We start from the raw sequence: 26997 nt of genomic DNA on the forward strand, positions 1-26997 counted from the left end.
TAACTGTTGCCATACCTAACTTCATTTTCAACTCTACAAATCAACTCAATCGGACAACTACCATGAACAATCAATCAATCCAGGGTCAAACAATGAAACAACTAGCAACTTTCTCCACAAGCTTGTCTTTAATACTAATGGTTGCATCATCCGCTTCAGCACAATTCATCGATTTTGAGGCAATTGATGGCATATTACCTGATGGTAGTACGGCTTTAGATGACCTGAAAATTACCGATCAGTTTTCATCTTTAGGCGTTACTTTTGGTATTGATGCTAATCTTGATGGCATTGCTGACCTCGGTAAATCGCCAATTTTGGAAGCCGTTGGTTATAGTAATAAAGATAAAAAATCCGGCTTTTTAGGGGGTGTTAACAATGGTCAACCAGATGTAGCTGCACCTTCATTTGAATCACGATTAGGAAAGTTCTTTTTAAGAGGGGGTGAACTTCATCGTACAAAAAATAAAAAAAACTTAAATCTTTTAATCTCTTACGATTCTCCCACATCAGGAGCATCGGGAGAAATTTGGGACATTGATGGTTCAATATATGGAACAGAAAAATGGAGAATTGAAGCTCTTGGTCAAGATTTATCAGTAATTGATTTTGTTCTTAGTCCAATAGGAGGTAAAAATGTCAATTTGGATGGAAAACCTTGGTTATGGTCTTTTGATCGTGATAATGCTGACATTAGTGCTATTCGCTTTAATTTTGTCGGGACAAAGCCAGGAAGTAACGTAGGATTAGCTTTCGATAATTTTTCAGTACGTTCTGTTGAGAATTCCGAAACAGTTCCCGAACCAACTTCTGTCTTAAGTTTATTAGCTTTCGGTACTTTCGGGACGATGCTGCTGAAGAGCAAACAGAGAAAAACTCCCAAAGAGTTAGGTATTAATTAATTGCAATTTCGCTGTTTCGAGCTACAGTTTTGTCTAAACCCCCCCTAATTCCACTTACAAAGGGGGGACAAATGCTTTTTTCAGTTTGTTAGAAAAGTAAGCAAAATATCTGTTAAATAAGCTACATTCATAGCATGAAATTTCAGGGTGCGGCAGTTCATCGAACTTAAATCAAAAATGTCAAAGGAGTTTTCTATGTCTCACCAAAATCACTCTGTTGTTGAATGTCCTCGCTGCGGAAGACACACGATAGTTCAGGAGTCTGCAACTCAGTGGACTTGTCTTAACTGTAGCTTTTCTAAGGATTTGTCTAAGCCAGGTTTGGGAAGCTTGGTAATAGTGTTAGGCTTAATTTTTCTGGCGATCGCGCTTTTATTGGCTTAGGCGATCGCGTTTATTCCTTCCCGATTTCGTCTTAGGAAATACCTAGTTAAATTTTTGGATAAATTTGAGCTTTTTTGCACAAAAATGACTACCCAGATCCCTAAAAACGATCTTATCTGACAGAACCGCGATAAATTCGCTCTGCTTGTTCGGGAGATAACCAACTAGCAGGATGTCCCGGAGTAGGTGGTAGTAATTCTTCGGGATCTCGTGGTTGTGGGGGACCTACGGGAGAAACATATTCGTGACGCACTGCATCGTAAGCAAAAACTCTCCCAGCTTCAATGCTATAAACCCAAGCATGGAGAGAAAGATTTCCTTGGCGAATTTTTGAGTGAATCATCGGATAAGTACGCAGATTTTCAATTTGCGTCAAGACATTTTCCGCAATAGTTATTTCTAATAAAGCTTCACCTTCGAGAGTAGAATAATTTTCTTTAACTAGCCTTCTAGTAGCTTCCGCTTGCTTTAACCAGTCATAAACTAAAGGCATTTCTTCCTTTAATTGATCCATTTTTAGCAGTCCTTTCATTGCACCGCAGTGAGAGTGACCGCAAACAATAATATCTTGGATACCTAAAGCTTGGACTGCATATTCAACTGCTGCACCTTCGCCGCCATTTGTTGCTCCGTAAGGCGGAATCATATTACCAGCATTGCGGATAACAAATATTTCGCCAACTTGGGCGTTAGTAATTAAATTTGGGTCAACTCTAGAGTCAGAACAAGTAACAAATAATACTCTTGGTTTTTGTCCATGAGAAAGTTGCTCAAATAGTTCTTGGTGGGTAGAGAAATAGCTAGTTTGGAATTCCCGCAGACCTTTAATTAATTTTTTCATCTCATTTGTCAAACATTAGTTTTGGTTACTCGATTATTCTTTTTAACATCAATGGTTCTTTTTGTCTAGGTTTTCAGGTGACTCCAAGCAAATTAGATTGAGATTTTTTATTTGGGGTATAACAGGTAGATCGGTTTTGCTCGTGATTATTCAATCATTTTGCGTAACTCTGCTTCACTGAGTTGGGTAATCTTTAATTTCTGCGCTTTTTCCAGCTTAGAACCGGGATTTTCTCCTACGACTAAGTAATCGGTTTTGCTGCTTACTGAACTACTAATTTTTCCCCCTGCTTGTTTAATCAAATCTTCGGCTTCAGCACGTTTTAAGTTTGGTAAAGTTCCCGTGACAACAAAGGTTTTTCCTGCTAGGGATTGTGTCTGGCGAGAAGTTTCTCGATCGCTTGATTTTGCCAATTGTAAGTCAGCAGCTTGCAAACGTTCAATTAAGGTTTGATTAGCCGGAATTTGGAACCACTCAGAAACGGCTTGAGCAATTTCCGAACCAATACCATTTATAGCTGCTAAATTTGCTGTTTGGGCTTGTGCTAATTGCGCAATTGTGGTAAAATAATTTGCCAGTAATTCAGCATTAACTTTACCCACATAACGAATACCTAAACCATAAAGCACGCGAGAATAAGGTTGTTTTTTAGATTCCGCGATCGCGTTAACTAATTTCTGAGCAGATTTGGTTCCCATTCTCTCTAAGGAAGCGATTTGCTCGACTGTTAAATCGTAAAGATCGGCAACAGAATTAACTAAATTAGCCTCAACTAATTGCCGGACAATTTTTTCGCCCAAACCGCGAATATCTAAAGCATCGCGACTAGCCCAATGTACTAAACTACCTCTTAAAATAGCTGGACAAGAAGCATTTATACAGCGAGTTGCGGCTTCATTTTCCGGTTTAACTAAAGGTTGATTGCATTCCGGACAATTGTGCGGCATTTGGAAAGTTTGACTATTTTCGGGACGCAATTCTGGTAAAACTCGGACAATTTCCGGGATAATTTCTCCAGCTTTGCGAATAATTACTGTATCGCCAATTCGCACATCTAATTGTTCGATAAAATCTTTATTATGAAGTGTAGCTCTTTGGACAGTTGTCCCTGCTAATTCTACTGGTTGGAGAAGCGCCAGTGGCGTAACTGCGCCAGTTCGCCCCACATTCACAGTAATATTTTCTACTTGAGTTGGAGCTTCTTCGGCGGGATATTTCAAGGCGATCGCCCAACGAGGAAATTTTTGCGTAAAGCCTAATTTTTCTTTTAATTCGTGAGAGTTAAGCTTCACGACTACGCCATCAGTAAGATAAGGTAAATTCTGTCTCGCGTTATCCCAAGAATTGTAATAATCTGCTACTGCTTCTAATGACTGAAAAACTTGACGATGGGGGTTAACTTTAAAGCCCATTTCTTGCAGTAATTCTAGAGACTCCCATTGTGTAGTCGGATTGAAGAATTCGTCTGAGGAAATTCCGGGTACTTGCAGATTGTCTGGTTGTGATTTTTCCGCATCAGCAATGTACAAAGTATAAGCAAAAAAAGCTAACTTTCGTTCGCTGACAATTTTGGGGTCTAACTGTCGCAAAGTTCCGGCTGCGGCATTGCGAGGATTAGCAAATAAAGCTTCTCCGGCTGTGGCTCTTGCTTGATTAATTTTTTCAAAAATATCGATAGGTAAAAAAGCCTCGCCCCGCACTTCAACTCGCGCTGGTGGATTGTCTAAATTTAAGCGTAAAGGTATTGTTTGAATCGTGCGGATATTTTGGGTAATATCTTCGCCAGTTACGCCATTTCCGCGAGTTACACCACGTACTAATAAGCCATTTTCATAAGTTAAAGCGAGCGCTGAACCGTCAATTTTTAGCTCACAAACATACTCAAAATTATCTGGTATTGAAGCTAAATGACGCTGCCAACGTTCCTGCCATTTTGTGAATTCGGCGAGATTAAAAGCATTTTCTAAACTGTAGAGAGGGATATTGTGACGAACAGAAATAAACTTATCGGCAGGGATGTCACCAACGCGCTGAGTTGGACTATCTGGTACAATTAATTCCGGATACTGAGTTTCTAACTCTTCTAGTTCCCGATAGAGGCGATCGTAGACAGCATCTTCCATTATCGGCTCGTCAAGCACATAATAGGCATAACTTGCCTTTTGTAGTTGTTGTCGCAATTGTGTTGCTCGTTGTTGAATTTCTGGCGATGCTGATGCCATTATTTTTCTCCACTGTACCCATTTATTTATACCATTTACATAAACTAATGCTACAGACGCAAACCTGTAGAGACTAAAATGCAACGTCTCTACACAATTTAATGTAGCGTAGATAAAGCAAATTGGTATTAGTTTAATCTTTTTCTCAGGTTCGTAGTAAAGATTTGGCGATTTTTTTCAGAAAATTTGACTTGAGATTATGACTGACTAGGTGTTATTTCTAAAGGGAAAACAAGCGTAAAAGTAGAACCATTTCCTACTTCCGATACTAGATTAATTTCTCCCTGTAATAATTTTACTAATTGAGCGACGATCGCTAAACCTAAACCTGTACTTCCGTCTTGATTCGCACCCGCAGTAGTGCGAGCAAATGGTTCAAAAATCGTTGCTTGCTCTTCTGGTGCAATCCCAATACCCGTGTCGGCTACGGTTAAAGTCCAAGTCTTGTCTTGTGAAGCTTGACAAAAAACCGTTATTGTGCCTGAATAAGTGTAGCGAATGGCATTACTGAGCAAGTTCGTGAGAATTTGCTCTAAGCGAGAGGGATCGGTAGTGACTGTCACCGGAGCGCGATCGCCATCGACAATCAATTGCAAATCTTTTTCTGTAACTAAAGGTAAAATTGTTTCTACTGCGCGATCGACAATTGTTCTTACATCAACTTCAATTAGTTGCAGTTGAATGTTACCAGCGTCGTGACGCAAAATTTCCAGCCCATCATTAATTAACTGTAATAATTGTTTGCTGGAACGCAATACTCGATTAAGCATATCGATAGTTTGATTTGCTTCCGAATTTTCCTGACTCTTTTGCTGACGCAACAGCAATTGCGAGTAGCCCATAATCGAGTTAAGTGGTGTTTTTAGTTCGTGAGTAAACTGAGAAAAATTATTTTTATCCAGTTGCACCATACGCTTTAATTCTTCATTTGTTTTAGTCATTTCTGATTGCAACTGTTCCAGTTTTTCAGTACGCTCGGTAACAAAATGATCGAAACATTGAGCGCTTGCTTCGTCAATTACAGCATCAATGACGCGAAAAGTATAAATTAATTGTTCGGATGTTAATTTCAATAATTCTTCTGATAAAACTCGAAAAATTGTCTGGCGTAAAATTCGATATTCTCTCGTTATTTCTGCTGCATTAAATCCTTGTTCGGCGCGAACTTTTCCGTGTTTAAAGCTAGCATTATTGAGTTCGTCAAGTTCATTTTCTGAAACTAAAATGTCACGATCTAAAGCTGAAATTATGGCATTTAATACTTCGGGAAATGAATCTTCTAGAGCTGTAGCTGACAATTTTCTCGAGCTATTTATTTGCTCATTTTGACGCACATTCTTTTTCCATTGAGCAAATATTTGCTCAAAATTATTATTAATTATTTGACCGATTTCTTTCATCGATAAAGACATTTTTAGGCTGGAGATTATTCAGCTTTACTTGAATTAAAGTAGATAAATTTTTTCAGGAGCATCCTGCTAGCAATCACCAATAATAGTGACGCGATCGCGAAGCAGATGCAACGCAGCGAGTATCGCTCATCATCCAAACCAATTGGGTTTCAAACTCAGAGGGAAGATCTCGCACAAAAAAGCGAGTTTTCAGGAAAGCTTGTTGGTAACGGTGAGCCAGATAAATGCGTTCAGGATCGTACCAAGCTCAAACTTTTATTTCGATCTACCTCGGTTTCCAGACAAACTGAGCTAAGTTATTTTAGCAAAAATAGACTACATTAGACTACAAAAGTCTCAATAGCTAAAATTGTTGCCAAAATTAACCTTATTTCTATTTTTAATCTAACTAATTAGAAATCGATCTTCCCAAAAACAGCTAAATTTGCCTACAACATACCTGCATCAACCTGTAAAATTGTAAGATTTATTTAACTCCTAACGAACATCAGAGGTATTTAATTAAATGACAGTTGCTAGCGCAATTCCAGCATTTTGTCAAGGCATTCAATATTTTGGCGAAGACTTACCTTATTTTGACCAATATGGAAAAGAAGCGGCGATCGCCTCCGACCAAAAAGCGATTTCTGCTCCCAAGGACAAAGCCGCAGTATACCAAACCTTGTTAGCCGCAGATGCCCTGCGTTACTTAACTTTACAAGTGACCGCATCCAAAGCATCAGGACACCCAGGAGGCTTTGCGAGTATTGCTGACGCGATCGCCTCTTTAGTCATGTTAGGTTACAAAAATATTATCACCGAAGTCGGACATCACGCCCCAGGATTTTACAGTAATATGTTCTTGGATCGTTCCCTAGAAGACATGGGAATCAAAACCGTCCAAGATATGCGCGATCGTTTCCGCGAAATGCACGGACTCCTCGGACACCTCTCCGGACAAATTCCCGGACTCCTCAACCCCGCCGGACCCCTCGGACAAGGACAACACTTCGCCATGGCGGGCGCAAAACTGCATCCTGACCAACTTTTCCCCGTAACTATCGGCGACGGCGGTATCGGCGAACCCTACGTCATGAGTAGCTTTGGTCACTTCAACACCGCTTACCCCCAAGTTACCAACTTCCTGCCCATCTTAGTTTGGAACGGCTACTCCCAAGAACATCACAGCATGGTTTCCACCAAAACCAACGACGAAATGATTGAATATTGGGCAGGAAACGGCTTCCGCGAAATTATTCTCGTCGATGCCAAAGTTTACGACGACTCCAACCAAGCCAGCGATTACGTCGATAGTACCCTGTTTTCTTTCGACAAGCGCCTGGAATTCGTCCAAGCCGTCTTAGAAGCCACCGACAAAGCAGCTAAATCTGCAATGGACGGCAAACTCACCGTTTTAATTATCAAACAACTCAAAGGTGCAGGCGTACACAAACGAGGCGCACAAGCACACAATCTTTATGCTGGCGATACTGTCGAAAAAGACTACATTGTTAAAGCTTTAAAAGACCGTGCCTTACCTGCTGAAGCTTGGGAATTAATTCGCACTAATTTCGTTCGTTCTAATGGTGGACCTGCTGCCAAAACCGTCGTCACCGAGAAAGAATTACCTCTCTCTGATTTAGGCGAATTACCATTAACAGAATACCCTGTTGGTGGCGAAAAACAAGTTGCAACAACCGCAATGGGTACAGTAATTGCTCATGTGGGAAAACAAGACCCCAACTTTATTCTTACCAACGCTGACGGTAATGCCGCATCGGGAATTAATAACGTCAATATCGCCTTAAAAATCGTTCACCCTACCCCCGACGAAATTTATTACCAACAACCTCAAGGACAAGTTTACGAACCATTAAGTGAAGATGCTTGTGCCGGGTTAGCAGCAGGTTTAGCTTTATTTGGCGCACGAACTTTGTGGTGTTCCTACGAATCTTTTGCCATCAACGGATTACCAATTTGGCAAACAGTAACCCAAGCAATGGCAGAATTACGCCGGACAACTCCCGCAACAATTACTTTATTTACTGCCGGGGCTTTAGAACAAGGGCGTAACGGTTGGACGCACCAACGTCCGGAAATTGAAAACTATTTCGCTGCGATGATGCGAAATGGTAATGTTTTCCCGTTATTTCCTTGCGATGCTAATAGCATTCAAGCTTGTTATGAATGGGCGTTAACTAAGAAAAATAAGGGGATTACAATTACTGCTTCCAAGTCACCTTTAACCATTCGTTCTACCTTTGAGCAAACCCGTCAAGCGTTAGTTGATGGCGCATTTGTTTTAGAGGAAAATGCTGGTGAGAAAACTGTTGTTTTTGCCGTTATTGGCGACATGACTTTAATTCCGGTTTACGAAGCAGCAGCACAATTAAAAGCTCAAGGAATTGGCTCAAAAATTGTTTCCGTAATTAGTCCTCGTCGCTTATATCGTCCTAGCGATACTGCTTGGGAAACTTGCTCAGAAAAAGACGGCGGTTTCTTAGATGATGCTGGCTTTGAAACAATGTTTGGCGGCGATGCTTTAATTGGGGTTACTGGCGGTTCCAGTGCGATGTTAGAACCAATTATGTTACGCAGTAATAGCAAGCGAGATACCTTTGCGTGGAAGCGTGGAGACACTGCTGCTTCGGCAACAGAAGTCATGGAAATTAATGGAATTACTGCTGAGAATATGGTCAAGAGAGCAACTGAATTAGTTGGATAGTTAGAGTTCCTGTAGAGACGTTACCTGCAACGTCTCTACACAATTTCAGGTTGTCAAGCTGGCGATTGCACTACATTTTCTTAGATAATTCAGAGTAATTCTCGTTCGGCATCTTTAATAGTTATCATCAAAGTGAATGGATTAACTGGCGAGGTCATAAATCCACATTTTTCCAGATAAAAACTTTGAGCATTTTCATCAATCGCCTGAACCAAAAGAGCTTTAATTCCAATAATTTTGGCTGCTTCTATACTGCGCTTAATCGCATCTTTTACTAGACCTTTTCCTAAACCTTTATTTCGATGATTAATATCTACAGCTAGACGACCTAAAATTATTACGGGGATTGGATTTGGCATATTTCTTCTTACTTTACCAGGTGCTTGAAAACGCTCCAAACTCCCCGACGCTAAACAATAATAAGCGATAACTTTATTGTCTTCAGTACAAACAACATAAGTTCGAGAACCCCGATTTTTTCCCCTTTCAGCGCTTGGTTTTTCAGCCAATCATTCAAAACTTGATTTTCACAATTAAAGTTTTCTACGTTGTGTTTTTCGTTGATTGGTTCTGGTTGCTTATACCTTATTCCCAAGGCGCTTTTTCCTTTAGTAACTGAGCTAATTTCTCATTGAATTTTGTGGGACGGTCAAGAATTTCGTTGAATGCTTCCCACTGTTCATCAGTAAGGTAAAAAGTTTTTTGCTCTAATAAAGTTTCTGTAGCCGCGTGGTAAGCAGCATCAATCACAAACGAAGTGCGAGTTTTACCGCAAACTTGTGCAGCAGCGTCAATTATTGAACGTATTTTGGGGTGAATTCTTAAATTGACCGTCTCAGACCGTAGTTGTTGTTCTGTACCCATATTAATATCTGTGACTAATGAGAGTGTATATATATTATACATACATTTACTGACAATGATTATGCTCAAGGATAAAATCTCGGCAGGTAATAACCTCAAAAATTATTAATGATATTTATAGTAGTCGAACTAATTCCTATAGTCATTCTGGTAAATAATCTAATTCAAGTATTTTCGACTCAGAAAAAGGACATCCTTCCGGAAAAGTATCTAAATGTAAATTAGTTTTCTTCGCAGTAAGGTGACGAGCTTTTCGATAACAATTAGACAATACTTCCGCTAAAAATGGCTTGAGACTAGGACTATCTTCAAGTAATAATTCTAGACAGATTCGCTGTTCGCTAATTGTACTACTCCAGCTTGGGCTTCTTTTTTCTGATTGATATTTCCACTTCAGTAAGTGCATTAATAAAACAATTAAGCGACTTTTTAATTCTCTTTTTTCTCTTTTTACCATGCTGGCAATTTCTTCAATCAGATTATCTAAATCTACCTGATGAAATTTATTTTCTCGTAACAAATTTGCGGTAGTTTCTGTCCAGAGATAGAAGTCGCGATCGTAGAGATTTGTTTGAAAAGTTAAATCTTTTTTAATAAAAATCTCAAATTTGGTTAATTAATTATATTACAGGCAAGATTAATTTAATTATCTAGCGGGCATTTTGCCCGCACTACTTACGAACTTTCGCCACCAACAACAACATTACGAATGCGTAAAGAAGGTCCACCACATCCTACAGGTAAACCACTTTGTCCGCCTTTACCGCAACCGCCGGACTCGTCCCAATAAAAATCATCGCCGATTCCTTCAATATTTGCCAAGGTTTTGAAGACGTTACCGGAAAGGGTGACATCTCTGACTGGTTCGGCTATTTTACCATTGCGAATCATCCAAGCTTCTCCGGCGCTAAAGGTGAACATTTCGCCGTTTGTCATTCCCCCTAACCAGTTACGGGCGTAAACTCCTTCTTTGATATCCTGAAATAAATCTGCGACTGGGGTGTTACCTCGCTCGATCCAGGTATTCGTCATGCGGACGATGGGGGGATAATGGTAATCTAAGCAACGAGCGTTACCTGTGGGGGTTTCTCCTAATTTTCCCGCAGTTTCGCGAGAATGCAAGCGTCCGACTAACATCCCATCTTTGATTAATTGCGTGGTTGTCGCGGGCGTACCTTCATCATCATACAAGTAACTGCCGCGATGTCCTGGAGGTGCTGCGCCGTCAAAGATTTGTAACATTTCTGGACCAAATCTGCGTCCCATACTCATTACTTCTAATAAGTCGGGATTTTCGTATGCCATATCTGCTTCTGAGAGGTGTCCAAATGCCTCGTGAACGAACAAACCTGTGAGAATGGGATCGATGACGACTGTGTAAGTATTACCCTTTACAGGGGGCAAAGCGAGGGCATCCACGGCACGTTGAGCAGCACTTTGCACCTGTTCTTCCAGTTGGGTAAGATCCTCGTAAGCTTTGCGCGAACCTGTGGTTTCTCTTCCAGTTTGCACAATTTCGCCGTTACGTGCGGTGGCTGCGAAGCGCATTTCCAAATCTGCCCAAGCTTGTTCGATTAAGATACCATCAGAGGTAGCGAGGATGATTCTTTGGTTAACATCACCGTAACGCACCGAAGTTGTGGTCACAATCTCGCTGTAGCCGCGTAAAATTTGATTGTAGCGATCGCATAATGCTTTTTTCTCAGCCAAAGGTACATTGCGCGGATCTGTACCCGTCAATGGTACACGAAAAACCCCTTGCACCGCAGGCACAGGCGCAAGTAAAGTTTCCTCATCACCAACTATTCTCGCAGCCGCGATCGCTTCTTCCACTCGTTGAGTTAAATTATTAAGTTGGTTAAAAGTAGCAAAACCCCAACCTCCTTTATAACAAGCCCTTACCTGTCCGCCCAGAGAAATCCCTTCACTGAGGGTTTCGATTTTATCTCCTCGTAACAAGATATTCGTTCCCTCGGATTCTTCCAAGCGAATTGCTAAAAAGTCTACACGGTCTTGATAACGTGCAATCAAATCAGAAAGTAAATTTTTCTTATCGGTAAGTAGATCGGGCATAAAATAGAGGGATTGGGGACTGGGGATTGGTGATTAGGAATTGGGATAGAAGGAATATTAGGAGTAAATTAGTGACTCCAACTACCTACCAACCATTTTTAACTAAAAAGAGAGCTATTGCCAATATTTTTCGATCGAGCATAATAGAAATATAACTTTTCGGTGCCAACGGAGGCAAGTGAGCAGACAGCAAAAGCTAAGATTTAATTTAGCCTATCTCGCTGCTGCTTGTTTATCCCTCCTCAGTAGTGGAATTTTGCTATCTGTTGCTTTCCCCGCTAACAAACACAAGTCTCCCGACTACATCAAAACTGTAGATTACCAATTATTCCAGACAGGAGACATAATTTTTCGCGGGGGAAATAGCTTACTTTCCCAAGCAGTAACTTCAGCCGACGCTGGTTCTCCATTTTCTCATGTTGGCTTAGTTAAAATTATCGGCGATCGTCCTTTTGTTATTCACGCATCTACTGGAGAAACCTTTGACGACGGGACAGTAAAAATTGATTCCTTAGAAGCATTCTTAGCCAAAGATAACGCTTCGGTTGTTGCAATTTATCGTTTACAAGTATCAGAAGCAACCATTTCCCAACTAGCCGCCGAAATTGCGACAAGTTATGCACAAGAAAATTTAGCTTTCGATGCAGAATTCGATTTAACTACCCCAGATAAATTATATTGCACCGAATTAATTTGGAGAGCATATTTAACCGCAGGGATCGATCTCACAGACGGCAAATTTGACAAATTGCAACTTCCGATGCGTCAGGGAGAATATCTGTTACCCAGTCGTTTGTTATCTAGTCAGTATCTCAAACAAGTTTATTTTTTCCAACTAGAAAGGTAGGTTTGTGATGAAAAGAAGAAAATTTGTTTTAACCGCAATTATAGCAGGTACTTCTGTGCTTGTCTATGGCTGTTTCAACACTGGTCCCGCAGGAACCGTTAAGCAATTTTACCGTTCTTTAGAAGCCGGAAAAGTAGAAAACGCTGCAAATATGTTTTCCTCGACAGTTGTGAAAACAATGGGTATTGATAAACTCAAAACTGGTTTAACCCAAGGTGTAAGAGAAATTCAAGAAAAAGGAGGCATAAAATCGATTAAAATTCTCAACGAGGATGTAGTTGGAGAAGTAGCAGAAGTCACTTATACAATTGAATTTGCCAACGGAACTACCGAAACCGAAACCACAAAATTAGTCAAAGAAAACGATGAATGGAAAATTAGCCCAAGCAAGTAATATTTAGTTGTTTGGAAATGAGCTAATCATTTATACTAATTTAAGGGCAAATAAATAATGCAATCCTGATATTCATTATCTTCAGAAGCCAGGGCTACTAAGATTAATTCTGCCAAATTTTCGTCAATACTTAGATTAGAATTGAGAATAAAAATCCCTGGAATATTACGACTAGCTGTGATACGATCGGCTAGATGAACAGGCATAGAGGTACGATTATTTGTGACAAGTGCAAAGTTATTTTCTTCACACCAGCAGAGTATTTCTGGGTCAAGGGTACTTTTAGGGGGTGTGTCCTTTTCTCCTACCACTTTAATTAATATATTAGGTTCCCGGTTTCTAATTTGATTAGCATAGAGAGGATTGACATTTTCATCAATAAGATAATTAAGCGTCATTATTTTTTATTTGCGCTTTTAATTTACGTTTTAATTGTTTAAACTTCTCGGAAACAGGTGGAGGATTAAGTCGCTGTTGTTCTCTCATTTTTTGACCGTGTTCTAGCCAAGTTTTTAAGTAATCGCTAATAGTTTGTTGATTTTGCAAGTAATAAAGAATTGTCGCATAAACTTGTTCCAAGCTTAATGAAGGATAAATTTGGGCGATTTCTTCAGGAGATTTTCCGCGTTCCAAATATTCATAAAGAATAGTTTCAATTCCAATCCGCGAACCTTTTAAACGAATATCGTTAGGTGCGAGAAAATTAAAATAATCTGAGATTTTTTGTTGAGTCATAGTTACAATTTTATTTGTTCAGTTCCATATTAGCAAAATGCTTTGGTAGTAAATGATGGATAAAAGCTATTGACTCAAGAAAGTATCAAAAGTATACTAGATCTAGCCAAAGGAAAAATGAGAAAATTTCTTTGCGTCTCATCCTTTGCGTCTTGGCATTTTTGCGAGAAAATAAACTAAATAAACTCCCAAGATAGTCAAAGGAAAAATGAGAAAATAACTTTGCGTCTCATTCTTTGCGTCTTGGCATTTTTGCGAGAAAATAAACTAAATAAACTCCCAAGATAGTCAAAGGAAAAATGAGAAAATAACTTTGCGTCTCATCCTTTGCGACTTTGCGACTTTGCGCGAAAAAACAACTCCCAAGATAGTCGAAGGAAAAACGAGAAAATAACTTTGTGTCTCATTCTTTGCGTCTTGGCATTTTTGCGAGAAAATAAACTAAATAAACTCCCAAGATAGTCAAAGGAAAAATGAGAAAATAACTTTGCGTCTCATCCTTTGCGTCTTGGCATTTTTGCGCGAAAATAAACTAAATAAACTCCCAAGATAGTCAAAGGAAAAATGAGAAAATAACTTTGCGTCTCATCCTTTGCGACTTTGCGACTTTGCGCGAAAAAACAACTCCCAAGATAGTCAAAGGAAAAATGAGAAAATAACTTTGCGTCTCATCCTTTGCGACTCTGCGACTTTGCGAGAAAATAAAACAAATAAACACCAAACAGTGGTAAACTCAACTTATGTCTAGCGAAGCTATGGTATGCGCTACCCTCGATTAATCGTATCGGTTTCTCTGTGCATCTGGGGACTACTTCCCAGTGTAAGTTTAGCATTGGAAACACGATCGCCATCCTTAACTGCCCAAGCAGATTTTTGGACTCCAGCGCAGCAATTATTGCAAGAACAGTTAAACTTAATCGAAAGAGTCGAGCGATCGCTAGCGCAACCCGACCCGAATCAGGTAAAATCAGCAAGAATCGCTTTAACTTTCCATATTATCGATGTGGAACGCTTTTTGCGTCAGCAATATCGCCTGCCTCAGTTTCTCTGCGATAATAATCCTAATACTAATGTGCAAGTATCTTCTTTAAACGAGACTCAACAACAAGTTTATTGCACTCTCTACAATTCCACTTTAACTTTACAGCCCTTAATTCCCTTTTTAGACCGTTTGATACCCACACTACCGGGAAATATTGTAACTCCAGTTGTCCCAGAATTTCCCGAACCAGAACCACCTGTAATTGGTTTACCAGCAAAAGAAGCGATCGCTGATGCACCAGAAATAATTATACCTTTGATTACGCCCCCGGCAGAAGCGATCGTTCGACTAGAAGCTGTCAGACAAGAAACCTTAACCGCAACCCAACTCTTCCCTCCCTCAGCCCGTTTCAACGATCCTTTAGCTAACCGAGAAAGGTTACAATCAACTTACGAAGTTTCACCTCTAGAAATCTTACTCTATGACGAATTCCTGACGGAACCGAATACAGGAATTTCACCAATACTTCCAGAAACAGTATACCGCAGCAAAATCGATCGAGTCGGCGATCGCGTTTTACCTTCATTTACAGATATTTCCGTTTTTCCACCCCTCAAACCCTTAACAGAAGATTTTTTACCTCGTTTAACTCTCGAAGTTGACAAGGAAAATTTTGCTATCCCCATGCCTAGCTTGAACTACGGTTTTATGGTAAGCTTGGGTGATATTCCCTTGGATAATGTCGCGACGTTGTTAGCAAAAAGAGCAATTCTCACCCCAGAAGAAAGAGAATGTTTCTTTATCTATCGTCCACCCCAACAACTAGCAACAATTCAAGCAGACCAGAGACGCTTTTTCTTTCACAAACTCGGTTTAGGTGAAGTTCCACCTTTAGAATTACCCGTTTTCTCTGAATTACCTGCCAAACTAAATCATACCTATTTATTGCGTTTAATTCAATATCAACTACCAGAACCAGTAATTACAGGTGAACCAATTCCTCGTGAAAATCGTCGTAACGCTAGAGAAATTTTAGAAACACCCAGTAGCGATATTATTATTGCTTTTCGACCAGTGCGTCAACGCGCCGATGGAGGTTATACTATTGTTTGGAGAATTATAACTGAGTTTCCCGACCCAGAAATTAGCGATTTAGAAAAATATGTTCAATTAGAATGAAGATGGGTGATTGGTCGTTAGGAATTAGGATTTCAACTCCTGAGATTATCTTATGTTAGAAGCAATTAAAGTCTGCTAGAGTAAACTAAAATAGTTAAATCTCGTCTCGGCGATCGAAAATTGGTTTAGAAGTACAAGTAGTGCGAGTTCCACCGTTATCGGTACTTATTGGAGTACCAATATTATCGGGAGGTTGATAAGCATTTGCTGGTGCGATCGCTCCGAACGCGAAAGACACGATTAATGCTATTGTAGTCTTAACTAATAACCATTTCATGTTCATTATCCTTCAACTGAGAAGGTGGTTTCGTCCCCTCCAGAGTAGAGGGAACGATAAAGAGGGAGCAAAAGGTTAAACTGGTATTATGGCTTCAAACCAAAGCATTTCATAGCTACATATTGGTAGCAGTAGCTTAAGCTAATCTAAGTAAAAGCTGAGAATTTGCTGAGAATTTAGACATAAATTAGTAATCTTTGCACTCTAGAGCTAAAATTTAGCTAAAATTTCCGAAAAAATACTTTACCAGACTAGCGATCGCCAAAACTAATTGAGAGGAAAAAGCACTTTTTTGCAGACTAAATTGGTCAGATATAAGAGTTTATATCACTGGAATGATATGAACACAAGCCTTTCATATTAGTAGTTTGACAACTCGGTAAAACAGAACTTGAGCTAAGATAACTACGGACAGATTCTACCAGACTAGCGATCGCTAACCAAAACTAAACCCCGTGTCTTATTTGATACTGAGTCTAGCGTCCGTGTTGCTAACCAAAGTTCTTCAGTTTCTACCCAAACTGGGGGGTACTTGTAGCGAGACACATCTAAAATCAAGAGACGATCGGTATCTTTATCATACGCCGCGATCGGGGAAATATGTCCACCTGTTTCTTGACCGATAGCTTTGCGTAAATAATTCACAATTACAAAGTTATCAGTTTGTCCCAAATTATTAACAATTAGCGAACGAAATTCATCTAGTGTCAAATCTCCACCATGATGTACTTCTGTTTTTACCGGATAAGTTGCTAACAAACCTGCCAATTCTGCAAGGGTCAGCCCCTGACGAGAAACCTTCTTAGCACTAATTATTTTATCCGTCTGCTTGTTGAAAAAGTTTTTTTGGGTAAAAATGTCATAAGGCTTGTATTCCGGGGCTTCTGGAGCGGGAATATCAAGTGCATTCAAAACCATCACCATACTCGCAACACCACAAAAAGCTTGATTAGTTTGGGTAACAAAATGAATACTTAAAGGTAAATAATCTGCTCTTGCTTCGCTTTCAAAAAGTAACTTTTCTCCCGCAGTTGAGTTAAAATTAATTAAATTTTCTGTTAAGGGTAATTTCTCTCTAACCGCAGGAACTTGTTGACCTTTATCTATTTCTAATAATGCTGAACTATCTACCTCAACTTGCGATTGTGAAGAACTATTCCACTTTTGAAGATACAGTGGTAATAATACCCCATTAGCAGCCCAAACTCCGATAATAATAGCTACAGGTAAGGGTATCCGTTCAAAAAGCTTGCGTAAAAAATTTGAGGTGCTACTAGCGCTCATAGTTGATTCCCCGATGATTGTAAGCGAAATCTCGCTTTTAATCTTGCAGTATAGCAGGGACTGGGGACTGGGTAATTGGGGACTGGGGACTGGGGACTGGGGACTGGGTAATTGGGAGACAAGGGAGAGGGGGGAGACAAGGGAGAGGTGAAGGATAAACTATTCACTGATAACTGAACCCAATCCCTAATCCCTAATCCCCAATCCCTAATCCCTAATCCCCAATTCCTAATCTTCTTCAGGTTCGTAGGTCGAAGCAACGTATAATTCTTTAAGTTGGCGATCGCTAACCGAAGAAGGTGCATCAGTAAGTAGCGATCGCGCTTGTTGTGTTTTCGGAAAAGCCATTACCTCTCGAATAGACTCTTCTCCTGCTAACAACATTACCAGACGATCCAAACCGTAGGCTATCCCACCATGAGGCGGTGTACCATATTCAAATGCTTGTAATAAGAAGCCAAATCTACCATAAGCTTCTTCTTTTGTCAAGTTAATTGCCTCAAAAACTTTTTCTTGGATTTCGCGTTGATAAATACGCAAACTTCCGCCGCCAATTTCTAAACCATTGTAAACTAAATCGTAAGCTTGGGCGCGTGCAGTTTCGATCTCGTCAATGTCTTCGGGATAAGGTGCAGTAAAGGGGTGATGCAAAGCTTCGAGACGCTTTTCATCTTCATTCCATTCAAACATCGGAAATTCTGTCACCCAAAGCAAGTTAATTTTACTTTCATCAATTAATCCTAACTGTTCGCCAATAACCATGCGGAGGCGATCTAAAGATTTATTAACAATCGCAGTATCTCCCGCACCAAAAAGTAATAAATGTCCTGGTTTTGCGCCAGTTCTGGTTAATAATTCTTGCTTTTGTTCCTCGCTCAAGTTATCTTTAATTGCGCCGATAGTATCAATTTTACCTGCTTCTTTAACGCGAATATAAGCTATTCCACCAGCACCCATACTCGTAGCTTCTTTAAATAGATCGCCACCGGGTTTGATTCGCACATTGGAAATAGATTCATTTCCATTTGGTACGGGTAAAACCTTAATTATTCCCCCGTTTTTCACCGCATTAGAAAATACTTTAAAGCCAGAATCTTTAAGAATATCGGAAACATCAACTAATTCCAAATCAAAGCGAGTATCCGGCTTATCTGTACCATAACGACTCATTGCTTCTGCATAAGTTAAGCGCGGAAAAGGACGAGGTAATTTAATTCCTTTTACTGCTTGAAAAATATGACCAACTAAAGCTTCATTTAAATCGAGAATTTCCTCAACTGACATAAAACTCATTTCCATGTCTAACTGAGTAAATTCCGGTTGTCTGTCAGCGCGTAAATCTTCATCGCGGAAACAACGAGCAATTTGATAGTATCTATCGATTCCAGATACCATTAATAACTGCTTAAATAATTGCGGTGACTGAGGTAAAGCGTACCATTGTCCAGGATTAACGCGAGAAGGTACTAAATAATCCCGCGCACCTTCAGGAGTTGAACGAGTTAAAATTGGCGTTTCAACTTCAATAAATCCTTCTATATCTTCCAGAAAACGACGCATTTCTTTAACTACCGCATGACGCAATTGAATATTTTTCGCCATGCGTTCTCGTCTTAAATCAAGATAGCGATATTTAAGTCGCAATTCTTCTTTTATTGGTTCATTGTCAGCAGTTGAAACTTGAAAAGGTAGCTGCTTGCGAACCGAATTTAGTAACTCAATTTGAGCGGCATAAATTTCTACTTCACCAGTAGGAAGTTTCGGGTTAAGAGAATCTTCCGGACGTTTACTAACCCTACCAGTAATTTTAACCACATATTCATTACGCAAAGACTCCGCTTGCTGATAAGATTGAGGAGTACGCTGCGGATCGCTAACAATTTGGACGATACCAGAGCGATCGCGTAAATCGATAAAAATTACACCTCCATGATCGCGACGACGATCCACCCAACCACAGAGAGTAACAGTTTCGCCTATATGTTTTGCTCTAACTTCACCGCAATAATAACTTCGCATAGTTACTGAAAATAAGATACCAAGGATACTAGGGTAACAAAAAGTTTACACTTTGCCTATTATGCAGCATCTTGGGTCAGGATGTGGGAGAAAATAATTTATTAGGAGAGAAAGATGGGTTTATTCGATCGCTTTCGTCAATCTGGAAATCTCGCGCAGAATCAAGTTACACTTGGACCTGCGGAAGCTTTTGCAGCTATTGTTTTAATCGTTGTCGCGGCTGACGGTTATCTCGCTGATGAGGAAATTAGTTTACTGAATACAGTCTTAGGACGGATGCGAATGTATCGTAGCTATTCAGGGGATGTGATGCGACGGATGTTTGACAAACTCTGTGGAATCTTGCGTCGTCAAGGTAACGAAGTCTTGTTTAACGCAGCGATCGCTTCTTTACCTCACGATTTGTATGATACCACTTTCGCGATCGCTACTGACCTGGTTTTAGCTGATGGTGAAGTTACCCCAGAAGAAGAAGCACTCTTAGGTAGTTTATGTCGCGCATTAGAAATACCCGACGAAACTGTCAATCAAATTATTAACGTCATGTTAATTAAAAATAAGGGTTGAAATGAACATCTGAAAAATTAGCGATCGCTAAATAATTTCGCTTAGTTACATAAATTAAGATACACTTCAACGTAACAAAAAATTTACACTTAACCCATTATTTAACATTTTCGGTCAGGATATAGCAGAAAATCATTTACTAGGATGGAAAAATGGGTTTATTTGATAACTTTCGTCAATCGGGAAAAATGGCGCAGAGTCAAGTTACACTTGGACCTGCGGAAGCTTTTTTAGCTATTGTTTTAATAGTTGTCGCGGCTGATGGTTATCTTGCAAATGACGAAATTACTTTACTCAATACTGTGTTACGAAGAATGCAAATGTATCGTAGTTATTCAGGAGACGTAATGCAACGAATGTTTGACAAACTTTCGGGAATATTACGTCGTGAAGGTAGCGAAGTTTTGTTTAACGCCGCGATCGCTTCTTTACCTCACGATTTGTATGATACCACTTTCGCGATCGCTACTGACCTGGTTTTAGCTGATGGTAATGTCTCCAAAGAAGAAGAAGCACTTTTGGGTAGCTTGAGTCGCGCATTGTCAATCCCACAAGCAACTGTCGATAAAATTATTGAGGTAATGTTAATTAAAAACAAAGGTTAAAATAAATCTCTGAGAATTTCGCGATTGCGGTATTTAGAAGTTAAAATTAACAACCAACCTAGGTTTACGCGATCGCTATTTTTTCACTATCATCTAAGAGTATAATCTTAAGCAGAGAAAAATATTATGTCTTTAGAAATTAAAGATTTAGAAAAAATTCAATCTACATTTCAACAAGCCCATCTCGACTACCAACTTGAATTAGTCGATGGCAAAATTACAATTATGGGATTATCAGATTATCTTTCCGAAGAAATTATCGCCCGTTTAATTACCTTTCTCAATATGTGGGTGCTACCTCGTCGAATAGGAAGAGTGACAGGATCGAGTGCAGGTTTTCGACTCCCAGATGGTAACTTACGAGGTCCTGATGTTTCTTTCGTTTCTGCTTCTCGTTTGCAAAATAGTCCCCGTAGTTTCGCTCAACTCCTACCAGATTTAATGGTCGAAGTCAAGTCTTCTACTGATAGAATTAAACCCATTGTTGAGAAAATTCATAGGTTTCTTGAATTAGGAACTACTGTAGGAATTCTCATCGATCCCGATCGCCAGACACTCACAATTTATCGTACTACCAATAGCGAAGCAATCGAATTAACCGATACCGATATTTTAACCATACCAGAATTATTCCCCGGTTGGGAATTACCAATTAACGAACTTTGGCCCCCCGTTTTCGAGGATAATCAAACCGAGTAGGAAAAAATCACTTTTTAGCTTGAATTACTTGCAAACTTCCCCCTGCGTGTAAATCTTTTTTCAACACTGCAAAACCAACTGTTTCTAACTCGTGAACTAAATCAGTTTCTAACAATTGCCAAGCCGTTTCAGTTTCAAACAACCACATAAATACAGCCAAACCTGGAAAAAATAAAGGATTAGTTGGTTTATGGAGATCGATCAAAGCAAATATCCCTCCAGGTTGCAAAACCCGATAAACTTCTTGCAGAATCTGCTTAAGTTGTGCTGGCGACATTTCGTGCAAAGCTACACTTGTATGCACCAAATCAAAGCGAGATTCAGCAAAAGGCATATCTTCCGCAAAAGCTTCCACATACTCAGCTTCGGGAACATTACGAGATGCTCTTTGAAGAGCGAAAGGAGAAGCATCCAAGCCCGTCACATTATTTGAGTGCTTTACCAATAATCGGGTAACTTGTCCCGCACCGCAACACAGATCGAGTATTTGAGTATCTTTGTGAATTGTTAATCCCCCCCAAGCTAGATTTCTTAAACGCTGTTCGCCACCGACACTAAGAGCAGCTAGAGCGGAAATGCTGTCATAGAGCCATTGATAGCGATAACTCCAATTTCTCAGAATTGTTGCCAAAATTTAACCTCCCAGTTAAGATGTGTATCCATTGTTGCTAATCTATACTCGAAAAAAGATATATTGTTAAACTTAGTAAAGAATCTGAAAATTTGAGAAAAGCTGTTATAACTATGGGTCGTATAGGGGTATTATTACTTAATCTTGGGGGACCAGACGAGTTAAGTGACGTTCGTCCCTTCTTATTCAACTTGTTTTCTGACCCCGAAATCATTCGCCTACCTTTTCCCTGGCTGCAAAAGCCTTTGGCGTGGTTAATTTCTACAAGACGAGCGAAAACATCGCAAGAAAACTATAAACAAATTGGCGGTGGTTCTCCATTACGCAAAATTACGGAAGCCCAAGCCCAAGCTCTGGAAGAAAAATTAGTAGAAGAGGGACATGAAGCTCGCGTATATATTGGGATGCGCTACTGGCATCCATTCACTGAAGAAGCAGTAGCAAAGATTAAACGCGATCGCGTCGATAAGTTAGTAATTTTACCCCTTTATCCGCAATTTTCCATTAGTACCAGTGGTTCCTCTTTCCGGCTGTTAGAAAAACTTTGGCAGGAAGATTCTAGTTTAAGAAACATTGATTACACAGTTATCCCCTCTTGGTATCAGCATCCAGATTACCTGGAAGCGATGGCACAGTTAATTCGCCAAGAGTTAGAACAATTTTCCCATCCTGACGATGTTCACATCTTCTTTAGCGCTCACGGTGTCCCCAAAAGCTATGTTGAAGAAGCAGGAGATCCCTACCAACAGGAAATTGAGGAATGTACGAAAGCGATTATGAGGACTCTCGCTCGACCTAATGATTATACTTTGGCTTACCAAAGTCGTGTCGGTCCGGTTGAGTGGCTGAAACCCTACACCGAAGATGCGCTGATCGAATTAGGAGAACAAGGGGTAGACAATATTCTCGTAGTACCGATTAGTTTTGTCTCCGAACATATTGAAACTCTCCAAGAAATCGATCTCGAATATCGCGAAATTGCTGAAGAAGCAGGTATTCATAACTTCCAGCGCGTACCCGCACTCAATACTCATCCGGTTTTCATTAAATCTTTGGTTGATTTAGTAGAAAATGCTCTCGAAGCACCTTCTCGCACTTTCTCCGAAGTCAATCTGATGAAAAAGAAAGTGAAAATGTACCCCCAAGAACGTTGGGAATGGGGAATGACGACAACCGCCGAAGTGTGGAACGGACGTTTAGCAATGATTGGCTTTATTGCTTTGGTAATTGAGTTAATTAGCGGTCGTGGCTTATTACATTTCGTGGGTATACTGTAATTTCTGTAGAGACGTTGCTTATAACGTCTCTACCTCTGGCTAATCATAATTCAAGCCAGAAGGTTTTAATGCCAGTCGTCGGCTTTCACGATACCATTGCTGCCAATGCTGAGAACTGCGAACAGCTAACCACAACAGCAACATAGCGATTAATCCTCCTTCTTGTGGGGCGTTGAAGGCAAATAGCACGAGAAAAATGCAGAGGGTATCTTCAATTAAAACTACCCAAATTGGCAAACCGCGCAGACGAAAGAACCAACCAACTAAAACTAATTGTAAGAGAAAGGCAAATAACCCTCCGACTAAACCAATTAACCAGATTGGTCCAATTTCTACATGAGTAAGTTTGGCAACTGCAATGCTGATTATTGAACCAACCACAGGACTACATAAAAGCTGAACTACTTGCAAGACACGCTGACCGAGCAATTTTTTTGAGCCAATTAATTCAAATAATGACCAACTGGTAAGGATACTAATTACAACTGGGGGCTCGATACTCGCTAAAATTGGTACGTCTGACCATAATCTCTCACTTTGGAGAAAGCCAATAATGAGTAGAGGTAGAGCTATCCTCATTCCTGCGGCGGCAGAAGCTGAGAGAATTGATAAAAGAGCGACGATCATGACGGTTACTAAAGGAAATGGTGAAGTAAAAGGAAAAACAAGTGCGAGAAATCGTTAACAAGTTTTAGTTAGAGCTAAGTAGGTTGAGTTTCCTAACTTTAGCCTTACTCTTAGTATAAAAATCTTTAGGAAAAAATAATTACCGAGTAAGTAAGTAATAATTTTGTCAAACTGATACTCCTGATACCTGTATTCCTGCTTACTACTAGCTTTCCCAGTAATTAGTAATCAGTTATCAGTCATGATTGGAGACAAGGAGGAGGGGGGAGACAAGGGGGACTTCAGTGAACAGTGAACAGTGAACAGTTAGTGGTGGAAACTGGGAGACAAGGAGGAATTGGTAACTGGTAACTGCTAACTGGTAACTGCTAACTGCTAACTGGTAACTGCTAACTGCTAACTGGTAACTGCTAACTGATAACTGCTAACTGCTAACTGATAACTGTTCACTGATAACTGAACCCAGTCCCCAGTCCCCAGTCCCCAATCCCCGATCGCCATTTTTTTGGATTTTTGTAACAATTTATACGGTTTGCCAAAAATTAGCTTAGATTAAAGATAAGTAAGTAAGTGTAAAGATTTGAGAGAGGAAAGCGAAGAAGTTTGAAGGCAAAAGCCTTGAACCTCTGACCTCGAAAAAAGTTAGCGCTGGGATGAAATAACTTGTATCGCTGCCCCAAGAATGAGATAGGTGCAATAATTGTCAGCGATCGCGTCTTTTCTTCCTCGGGCAATTATCTTTTCATTAAAATGCAAACAAACTTATCAAAGGCGCGATCGCCTGATACAAAAGGAGAGATAGGGGAATGTCTGAATCGCTATTTGCCGATGCTAGCAAACGGTTAGCTAATGCGATTAAATATGTTTCGATTTCCGAAGATGCTTTGGAACATCTGAAATACCCGAAAGCGAGTTTAAATGTTTCGATACCTGTACGGATGGATGATGGTTCTTTGAGAGTTTTTCAAGGGTATCGAGTGCGCTACGATGATACCAGGGGACCGGGTAAAGGTGGTGTGCGCTATCATCCGAATGTGTCAATGGATGAAGTGCAATCTTTAGCTTTTTGGATGACGTTCAAATGTGCCTTATTAAATCTGCCTTTTGGGGGTGCAAAAGGCGGAATTGCCTTGAATCCGAAAGAATTATCTCGACAAGAATTAGAAAGATTGAGTCGCAATTACATTGAAGCGATCGCGGATTTTATCGGTCCAGATGTCGATATTCTCGCACCTGACGTTTACACCAACGCCACAATAATGGGTTGGATGATGGATCAATATAGCATCATCAAACGGCAAATTTGTCCGGCGGTAGTTACAGGTAAACCTTTAACAATGGGCGGAAGTCAAGGTAGGGAAAGTGCGACGGCAATGGGCGCATATTATGTAATTAAGGCAATTTTACCAAGATTCGAGCAGTTACCAGAAAATACCACCGTTGCCGTTCAAGGATTTGGTAATGTCGGTGCGATTATCGCAGATTTACTTCAGCAAGCAGGTTATCAAGTCGTGGCTGTCAGCGATTCCCAAGGAGGAGTTTATCACGAAAAAGGCTTAGATATTCCCAGTATTCGCCAACACAAACAAGAACACAAAACCCTCAAAGGAATTTACTGTCAAGATAGCGTTTGCGACACGATTTCGGGAGAAACTCTTACTAACGCCGAATTGTTAGCTTTAGATGTCGATGTCTTAATTCCGGCTGCATTAGAAAATCAAATTACCGAAGCTAACGCTGCTGAGATTAAAGCCAAATATATTTTTGAAGTCGCCAATGGTCCAGTTACCTCTGCGGCTGACAAAATCCTGGCTGAGAAAGGAACTTACGTTTTTCCCGACATCTTAGTTAATGCTGGGGGCGTTACCGTCAGTTACTTCGAGTGGGTACAAAACCGTAGCGGACTTTACTGGACATTAGCAGAAGTCAACCAACGACTGCAAGAAAAAATGGAGACAGAAACCAGAGAAACTTGGGCGATCGCGCAAGATTTAGCTGTTTCCATGCGTACTGCTGCTTATATTCACGCTTTAAACCGCCTCGGAGAAGCCTTAGATGCGAAAGGAACCAGAGATTATTACGTTAATGGGTTAGTTCATTAATATAGTACAGGGTGTATAGCGATCGCACACCAGGAAAAATGTCCTCGCTGAGTGCGATCGCTATGCTGACGCGCAAGGTGCGGATCGCGCTAAGATCCACTAAGATTTCCTAACTCTTACTGCTATGAGTCATTCTTTAAATACCAGCCACCAGCGAGATCCGCTCTTAACTATTATTACCAATAGTTTACTGTTAGCCTTATTAACTAACTTAGCAATTTTACCAGCTACAGCGAGGGACGCGATCGCCTCTCAACCAGCTACCTTAGCCCAAACCACCGAAACAACTGAAACCTCACCAATAGTTAACCAATTAATCGGCATTTGGCAATATCAAGATCCCGAAACCGAGGCACTTCTGAGGTTAGTTTTTGCTGATAACCAGCAAATGTATACCATCTTACCTACCGAGGAAGGTTCTTATGTTGCCGTCGAAATGGGCTACCAAATAAATCCTACCAACAATCCCATGCAAATTGATTTGCAAATTAACTCAGAAGAAAAAGCTTTAACAGTTTTTGAGTTAACCCCAGAAGGCAAACTACGTTTAGAATTAGATGGAATCGCGGCAGGAAATACTCGTCCAGAAACTCTCAGCGAAAACGCCACCTTATTTGAAAAAGTTAGTAACGACCCGACTTTACCAGAAAATGTGGAAACAGTTCAGCTAGAAAGCCCAGAAGAACAAGCTAGACGAGTACCGATACAATACATCAGTCTGTTAGCCAAAGCCCAACAAGCTTATTTTCTCGAAAAGGGAACTTTTGCCGCCAATTTAACCGAACTTGGGATTGCTGCAAATTTAGAAACTCAGTCTTATCGCTACGAAATTATTAAACCAGAAACTGAACTCGAAAGCGTCACCATAACTGCTCGTTCTAAAGATAGGGAATTACCGAGTTACACGGCTGCTTTATTTGTTACCGAAGTTGATGGTAACAAAACCACAGTTGGCGGTATTTGTGCAACCAACGAACCTTCTACCTCTCCTCCAGCTACGCCTACAGTTTCAAGTAATGAATCTCCAGAAATTCAATGTCCTGTTGGTTCGAGTTTGTTGGAGTGATTGTTGTTTGGGAGACAAGGGATTAGGGATTGGGGATTGGGGACTGGGGATTGGTGATTGGTGAGGTGGGGATTGGTGAGGTGGGGATTGGTGAGGTGGGGAGGTGGGATATATGGAAGATAAAGGTTTTGAGAGTTTGGAATTTTACCAAGACGGCTTAAAATTACTTCAGGCAGCTTATCGGTTAGCTGATAATTTACCCCATCACGAACGCTACAATTTAAGCGATCAACTACGGCGATCGGCTTGCAGCATTTTACTGAATATTGCCGAAGGTTATGGACGGTATCATTATCTCGATCGC

The 26997-nt window shown here is 40.3% G+C and carries 27 protein-coding genes; 13 read left to right on the forward strand and 14 right to left on the reverse strand.

Going from position 1 to position 26997, the window contains the following annotated elements:
• Positions 1-92 precede the first annotated feature (92 nt).
• Complete coding sequence (locus G3T18_RS12330) at positions 93-902, forward strand: hypothetical protein (RefSeq protein ID WP_224410858.1); 810 nt, start codon at positions 93-95, stop codon at positions 900-902.
• 195 nt (positions 903-1097) lie between these two features.
• Positions 1098-1286: a hypothetical protein gene (locus G3T18_RS12335; RefSeq protein WP_224410859.1), complete on the forward strand. Its 189-nt coding sequence runs from the start codon at positions 1098-1100 to the stop codon at positions 1284-1286.
• A gap of 112 nt (positions 1287-1398) precedes the next feature.
• Here the strand turns inward: G3T18_RS12335 and G3T18_RS12340 are convergent, their stop codons facing one another.
• The 3 genes from G3T18_RS12340 to G3T18_RS12350 all read right to left on the reverse strand — a co-directional run bounded on the left by G3T18_RS12340 (position 1399) and on the right by G3T18_RS12350 (position 5761).
• Positions 1399-2127, reverse strand: coding sequence for a carbonic anhydrase (locus tag G3T18_RS12340; protein ID WP_224410860.1), 729 nt, complete (start codon positions 2125-2127; stop codon positions 1399-1401).
• 146 nt (positions 2128-2273) lie between these two features.
• Positions 2274-4349 carry an NAD-dependent DNA ligase LigA gene (gene ligA / locus G3T18_RS12345; protein WP_224410861.1) on the reverse strand — a complete coding sequence of 692 codons (2076 nt, stop codon included), beginning with the start codon at positions 4347-4349 and terminating at the stop codon, positions 2274-2276.
• A 197-nt stretch (positions 4350-4546) separates the two neighbouring features.
• Entirely contained in the window at positions 4547-5761 is a 1215-nt protein-coding gene (locus G3T18_RS12350) for a sensor histidine kinase (RefSeq protein ID WP_224410862.1), read from the reverse strand.
• A 505-nt stretch (positions 5762-6266) separates the two neighbouring features.
• Between G3T18_RS12350 and G3T18_RS12355 the strand changes: the two genes are divergently transcribed.
• Positions 6267-8465, forward strand: coding sequence for a phosphoketolase family protein (locus G3T18_RS12355; protein WP_224410863.1), 2199 nt, complete (start codon positions 6267-6269; stop codon positions 8463-8465).
• Positions 8466-8554: 89 nt separating this feature from the next.
• Here G3T18_RS12355 and G3T18_RS12360 read toward each other — a convergent pair whose 3' ends face one another.
• The 4 genes from G3T18_RS12360 to G3T18_RS12375 form a co-directional block, all read right to left on the reverse strand.
• Positions 8555-8974 (reverse strand): GNAT family N-acetyltransferase, encoded by a 420-nt coding sequence (locus G3T18_RS12360; protein WP_224410864.1) that lies wholly within the window; start codon positions 8972-8974, stop codon positions 8555-8557.
• Positions 8975-9050: 76 nt separating this feature from the next.
• On the reverse strand, positions 9051-9371 hold the full coding sequence (locus G3T18_RS12365; protein ID WP_224410865.1) for a type II toxin-antitoxin system TacA family antitoxin: 321 nt from the start codon (positions 9369-9371) through the stop codon (positions 9051-9053).
• A gap of 100 nt (positions 9372-9471) precedes the next feature.
• Positions 9472-9930 (reverse strand): DUF29 domain-containing protein, encoded by a 459-nt coding sequence (locus tag G3T18_RS12370; protein ID WP_318013959.1) that lies wholly within the window; start codon positions 9928-9930, stop codon positions 9472-9474.
• 74 nt (positions 9931-10004) lie between these two features.
• Positions 10005-11402 carry a TldD/PmbA family protein gene (locus G3T18_RS12375; RefSeq protein ID WP_224410866.1) on the reverse strand — a complete coding sequence of 466 codons (1398 nt, stop codon included), beginning with the start codon at positions 11400-11402 and terminating at the stop codon, positions 10005-10007.
• Between the two features lie 178 nt (positions 11403-11580).
• On the opposite strand from G3T18_RS12375, the gene G3T18_RS12380 reads away from it, so the two are divergent.
• The gene (locus G3T18_RS12380) at positions 11581-12249 is read left to right on the forward strand and encodes a YiiX/YebB-like N1pC/P60 family cysteine hydrolase (protein ID WP_224410867.1); all 669 of its coding nucleotides are present in this window, start codon (positions 11581-11583) and stop codon (positions 12247-12249) included.
• Positions 12250-12256: 7 nt separating this feature from the next.
• Positions 12257-12643, forward strand: a complete 387-nt coding sequence (locus G3T18_RS12385) for a DUF4878 domain-containing protein (protein WP_224410868.1) — start codon at positions 12257-12259, stop codon at positions 12641-12643.
• Between the two features lie 35 nt (positions 12644-12678).
• Here the strand turns inward: G3T18_RS12385 and G3T18_RS12390 are convergent, their stop codons facing one another.
• Both G3T18_RS12390 and G3T18_RS12395 read right to left on the reverse strand, forming a co-directional pair.
• Positions 12679-13041: a DUF5615 family PIN-like protein gene (locus tag G3T18_RS12390; protein WP_224410869.1), complete on the reverse strand. Its 363-nt coding sequence runs from the start codon at positions 13039-13041 to the stop codon at positions 12679-12681.
• A complete protein-coding gene (locus G3T18_RS12395; protein WP_224410870.1) occupies positions 13031-13378 on the reverse strand; it encodes a DUF433 domain-containing protein in 348 nt (115 codons plus the stop codon). Before G3T18_RS12395 ends, G3T18_RS12390 begins: the two co-directional genes overlap by 11 nt.
• Positions 13379-14138: 760 nt before the next feature.
• On the opposite strand from G3T18_RS12395, the gene G3T18_RS12400 reads away from it, so the two are divergent.
• Entirely contained in the window at positions 14139-15539 is a 1401-nt protein-coding gene (locus G3T18_RS12400) for a hypothetical protein (protein ID WP_224410871.1), read from the forward strand.
• A gap of 94 nt (positions 15540-15633) precedes the next feature.
• Here G3T18_RS12400 and G3T18_RS12405 read toward each other — a convergent pair whose 3' ends face one another.
• From G3T18_RS12405 to aspS, 3 genes are all read right to left on the reverse strand, one after another.
• Positions 15634-15777 carry a hypothetical protein gene (locus G3T18_RS12405; protein WP_224410872.1) on the reverse strand — a complete coding sequence of 48 codons (144 nt, stop codon included), beginning with the start codon at positions 15775-15777 and terminating at the stop codon, positions 15634-15636.
• Positions 15778-16242: 465 nt separating this feature from the next.
• Complete coding sequence (locus G3T18_RS12410) at positions 16243-17100, reverse strand: phytochelatin synthase family protein (protein ID WP_224410873.1); 858 nt, start codon at positions 17098-17100, stop codon at positions 16243-16245.
• A 228-nt stretch (positions 17101-17328) separates the two neighbouring features.
• Positions 17329-19119, reverse strand: a complete 1791-nt coding sequence (gene aspS / locus G3T18_RS12415) for an aspartate--tRNA ligase (protein WP_224410874.1) — start codon at positions 19117-19119, stop codon at positions 17329-17331.
• Positions 19120-19233: 114 nt separating this feature from the next.
• Here aspS and G3T18_RS12420 point away from each other — a divergent pair, with 114 nt between their 5' ends.
• The 3 genes from G3T18_RS12420 to G3T18_RS12430 all read left to right on the forward strand — a co-directional run bounded on the left by G3T18_RS12420 (position 19234) and on the right by G3T18_RS12430 (position 20990).
• On the forward strand, positions 19234-19686 hold the full coding sequence (locus tag G3T18_RS12420) for a tellurite resistance TerB family protein (RefSeq protein ID WP_224410875.1): 453 nt from the start codon (positions 19234-19236) through the stop codon (positions 19684-19686).
• 152 nt (positions 19687-19838) lie between these two features.
• Positions 19839-20291 (forward strand): tellurite resistance TerB family protein, encoded by a 453-nt coding sequence (locus tag G3T18_RS12425; RefSeq protein ID WP_224410876.1) that lies wholly within the window; start codon positions 19839-19841, stop codon positions 20289-20291.
• 126 nt (positions 20292-20417) lie between these two features.
• On the forward strand, positions 20418-20990 hold the full coding sequence (locus tag G3T18_RS12430) for a Uma2 family endonuclease (RefSeq protein ID WP_224410877.1): 573 nt from the start codon (positions 20418-20420) through the stop codon (positions 20988-20990).
• A 7-nt stretch (positions 20991-20997) separates the two neighbouring features.
• Here G3T18_RS12430 and G3T18_RS12435 read toward each other — a convergent pair whose 3' ends face one another.
• Entirely contained in the window at positions 20998-21621 is a 624-nt protein-coding gene (locus G3T18_RS12435; protein ID WP_224410878.1) for a class I SAM-dependent methyltransferase, read from the reverse strand.
• A gap of 113 nt (positions 21622-21734) precedes the next feature.
• On the opposite strand from G3T18_RS12435, the gene hemH reads away from it, so the two are divergent.
• Positions 21735-22898: a ferrochelatase gene (gene hemH / locus G3T18_RS12440; RefSeq protein ID WP_224410879.1), complete on the forward strand. Its 1164-nt coding sequence runs from the start codon at positions 21735-21737 to the stop codon at positions 22896-22898.
• Positions 22899-22937: 39 nt separating this feature from the next.
• Here hemH and G3T18_RS12445 read toward each other — a convergent pair whose 3' ends face one another.
• Positions 22938-23522: a DUF4126 domain-containing protein gene (locus tag G3T18_RS12445; RefSeq protein ID WP_224410884.1), complete on the reverse strand. Its 585-nt coding sequence runs from the start codon at positions 23520-23522 to the stop codon at positions 22938-22940.
• A gap of 809 nt (positions 23523-24331) precedes the next feature.
• Between G3T18_RS12445 and G3T18_RS12450 the strand changes: the two genes are divergently transcribed.
• The 3 genes from G3T18_RS12450 to G3T18_RS12460 all read left to right on the forward strand — a co-directional run.
• Positions 24332-25627 carry a Glu/Leu/Phe/Val family dehydrogenase gene (locus tag G3T18_RS12450; RefSeq protein WP_224410880.1) on the forward strand — a complete coding sequence of 432 codons (1296 nt, stop codon included), beginning with the start codon at positions 24332-24334 and terminating at the stop codon, positions 25625-25627.
• Positions 25628-25751: 124 nt separating this feature from the next.
• Positions 25752-26693: a type IV pilin-like G/H family protein gene (locus tag G3T18_RS12455; protein WP_224410881.1), complete on the forward strand. Its 942-nt coding sequence runs from the start codon at positions 25752-25754 to the stop codon at positions 26691-26693.
• A gap of 112 nt (positions 26694-26805) precedes the next feature.
• Positions 26806-26997 (forward strand): four helix bundle protein (locus G3T18_RS12460; RefSeq protein ID WP_224410882.1); only part of this gene is annotated, 192 nt, incomplete at its 3' end.

The organism is Oscillatoria salina IIICB1 (assembly GCF_020144665.1).
Taxonomy (GTDB): Bacteria; Cyanobacteriota; Cyanobacteriia; order Cyanobacteriales; family SIO1D9; genus IIICB1.

Excerpts from the sequence above, each read along its gene's own strand:
- G3T18_RS12330 (WP_224410858.1), top strand. The coding sequence starts at position 93 with ATGAAACAACTAGCAACTTTCTCCACAAGCTTGTCTTTAATACTAATG.
- G3T18_RS12335 (WP_224410859.1), top strand. The coding sequence starts at position 1,098 with ATGTCTCACCAAAATCACTCTGTTGTTGAATGTCCTCGCTGCGGAAGA.
- G3T18_RS12340 (WP_224410860.1), bottom strand. The coding sequence starts at position 2,127 with ATGAAAAAATTAATTAAAGGTCTGCGGGAATTCCAAACTAGCTATTTC.
- ligA (WP_224410861.1), bottom strand. The coding sequence starts at position 4,349 with ATGGCATCAGCATCGCCAGAAATTCAACAACGAGCAACACAATTGCGA.
- G3T18_RS12350 (WP_224410862.1), bottom strand. The coding sequence starts at position 5,761 with ATGTCTTTATCGATGAAAGAAATCGGTCAAATAATTAATAATAATTTT.
- G3T18_RS12355 (WP_224410863.1), top strand. The coding sequence starts at position 6,267 with ATGACAGTTGCTAGCGCAATTCCAGCATTTTGTCAAGGCATTCAATAT.
- G3T18_RS12365 (WP_224410865.1), bottom strand. The coding sequence starts at position 9,371 with ATGTATAATATATATACACTCTCATTAGTCACAGATATTAATATGGGT.
- G3T18_RS12375 (WP_224410866.1), bottom strand. The coding sequence starts at position 11,402 with ATGCCCGATCTACTTACCGATAAGAAAAATTTACTTTCTGATTTGATT.
- G3T18_RS12385 (WP_224410868.1), top strand. The coding sequence starts at position 12,257 with ATGAAAAGAAGAAAATTTGTTTTAACCGCAATTATAGCAGGTACTTCT.
- G3T18_RS12390 (WP_224410869.1), bottom strand. The coding sequence starts at position 13,041 with ATGACGCTTAATTATCTTATTGATGAAAATGTCAATCCTCTCTATGCT.
- G3T18_RS12395 (WP_224410870.1), bottom strand. The coding sequence starts at position 13,378 with ATGACTCAACAAAAAATCTCAGATTATTTTAATTTTCTCGCACCTAAC.
- G3T18_RS12400 (WP_224410871.1), top strand. The coding sequence starts at position 14,139 with ATGCGCTACCCTCGATTAATCGTATCGGTTTCTCTGTGCATCTGGGGA.
- G3T18_RS12410 (WP_224410873.1), bottom strand. The coding sequence starts at position 17,100 with ATGAGCGCTAGTAGCACCTCAAATTTTTTACGCAAGCTTTTTGAACGG.
- aspS (WP_224410874.1), bottom strand. The coding sequence starts at position 19,119 with ATGCGAAGTTATTATTGCGGTGAAGTTAGAGCAAAACATATAGGCGAA.
- G3T18_RS12420 (WP_224410875.1), top strand. The coding sequence starts at position 19,234 with ATGGGTTTATTCGATCGCTTTCGTCAATCTGGAAATCTCGCGCAGAAT.
- G3T18_RS12425 (WP_224410876.1), top strand. The coding sequence starts at position 19,839 with ATGGGTTTATTTGATAACTTTCGTCAATCGGGAAAAATGGCGCAGAGT.
- G3T18_RS12430 (WP_224410877.1), top strand. The coding sequence starts at position 20,418 with ATGTCTTTAGAAATTAAAGATTTAGAAAAAATTCAATCTACATTTCAA.
- hemH (WP_224410879.1), top strand. The coding sequence starts at position 21,735 with ATGGGTCGTATAGGGGTATTATTACTTAATCTTGGGGGACCAGACGAG.
- G3T18_RS12450 (WP_224410880.1), top strand. The coding sequence starts at position 24,332 with ATGTCTGAATCGCTATTTGCCGATGCTAGCAAACGGTTAGCTAATGCG.
- G3T18_RS12455 (WP_224410881.1), top strand. The coding sequence starts at position 25,752 with ATGAGTCATTCTTTAAATACCAGCCACCAGCGAGATCCGCTCTTAACT.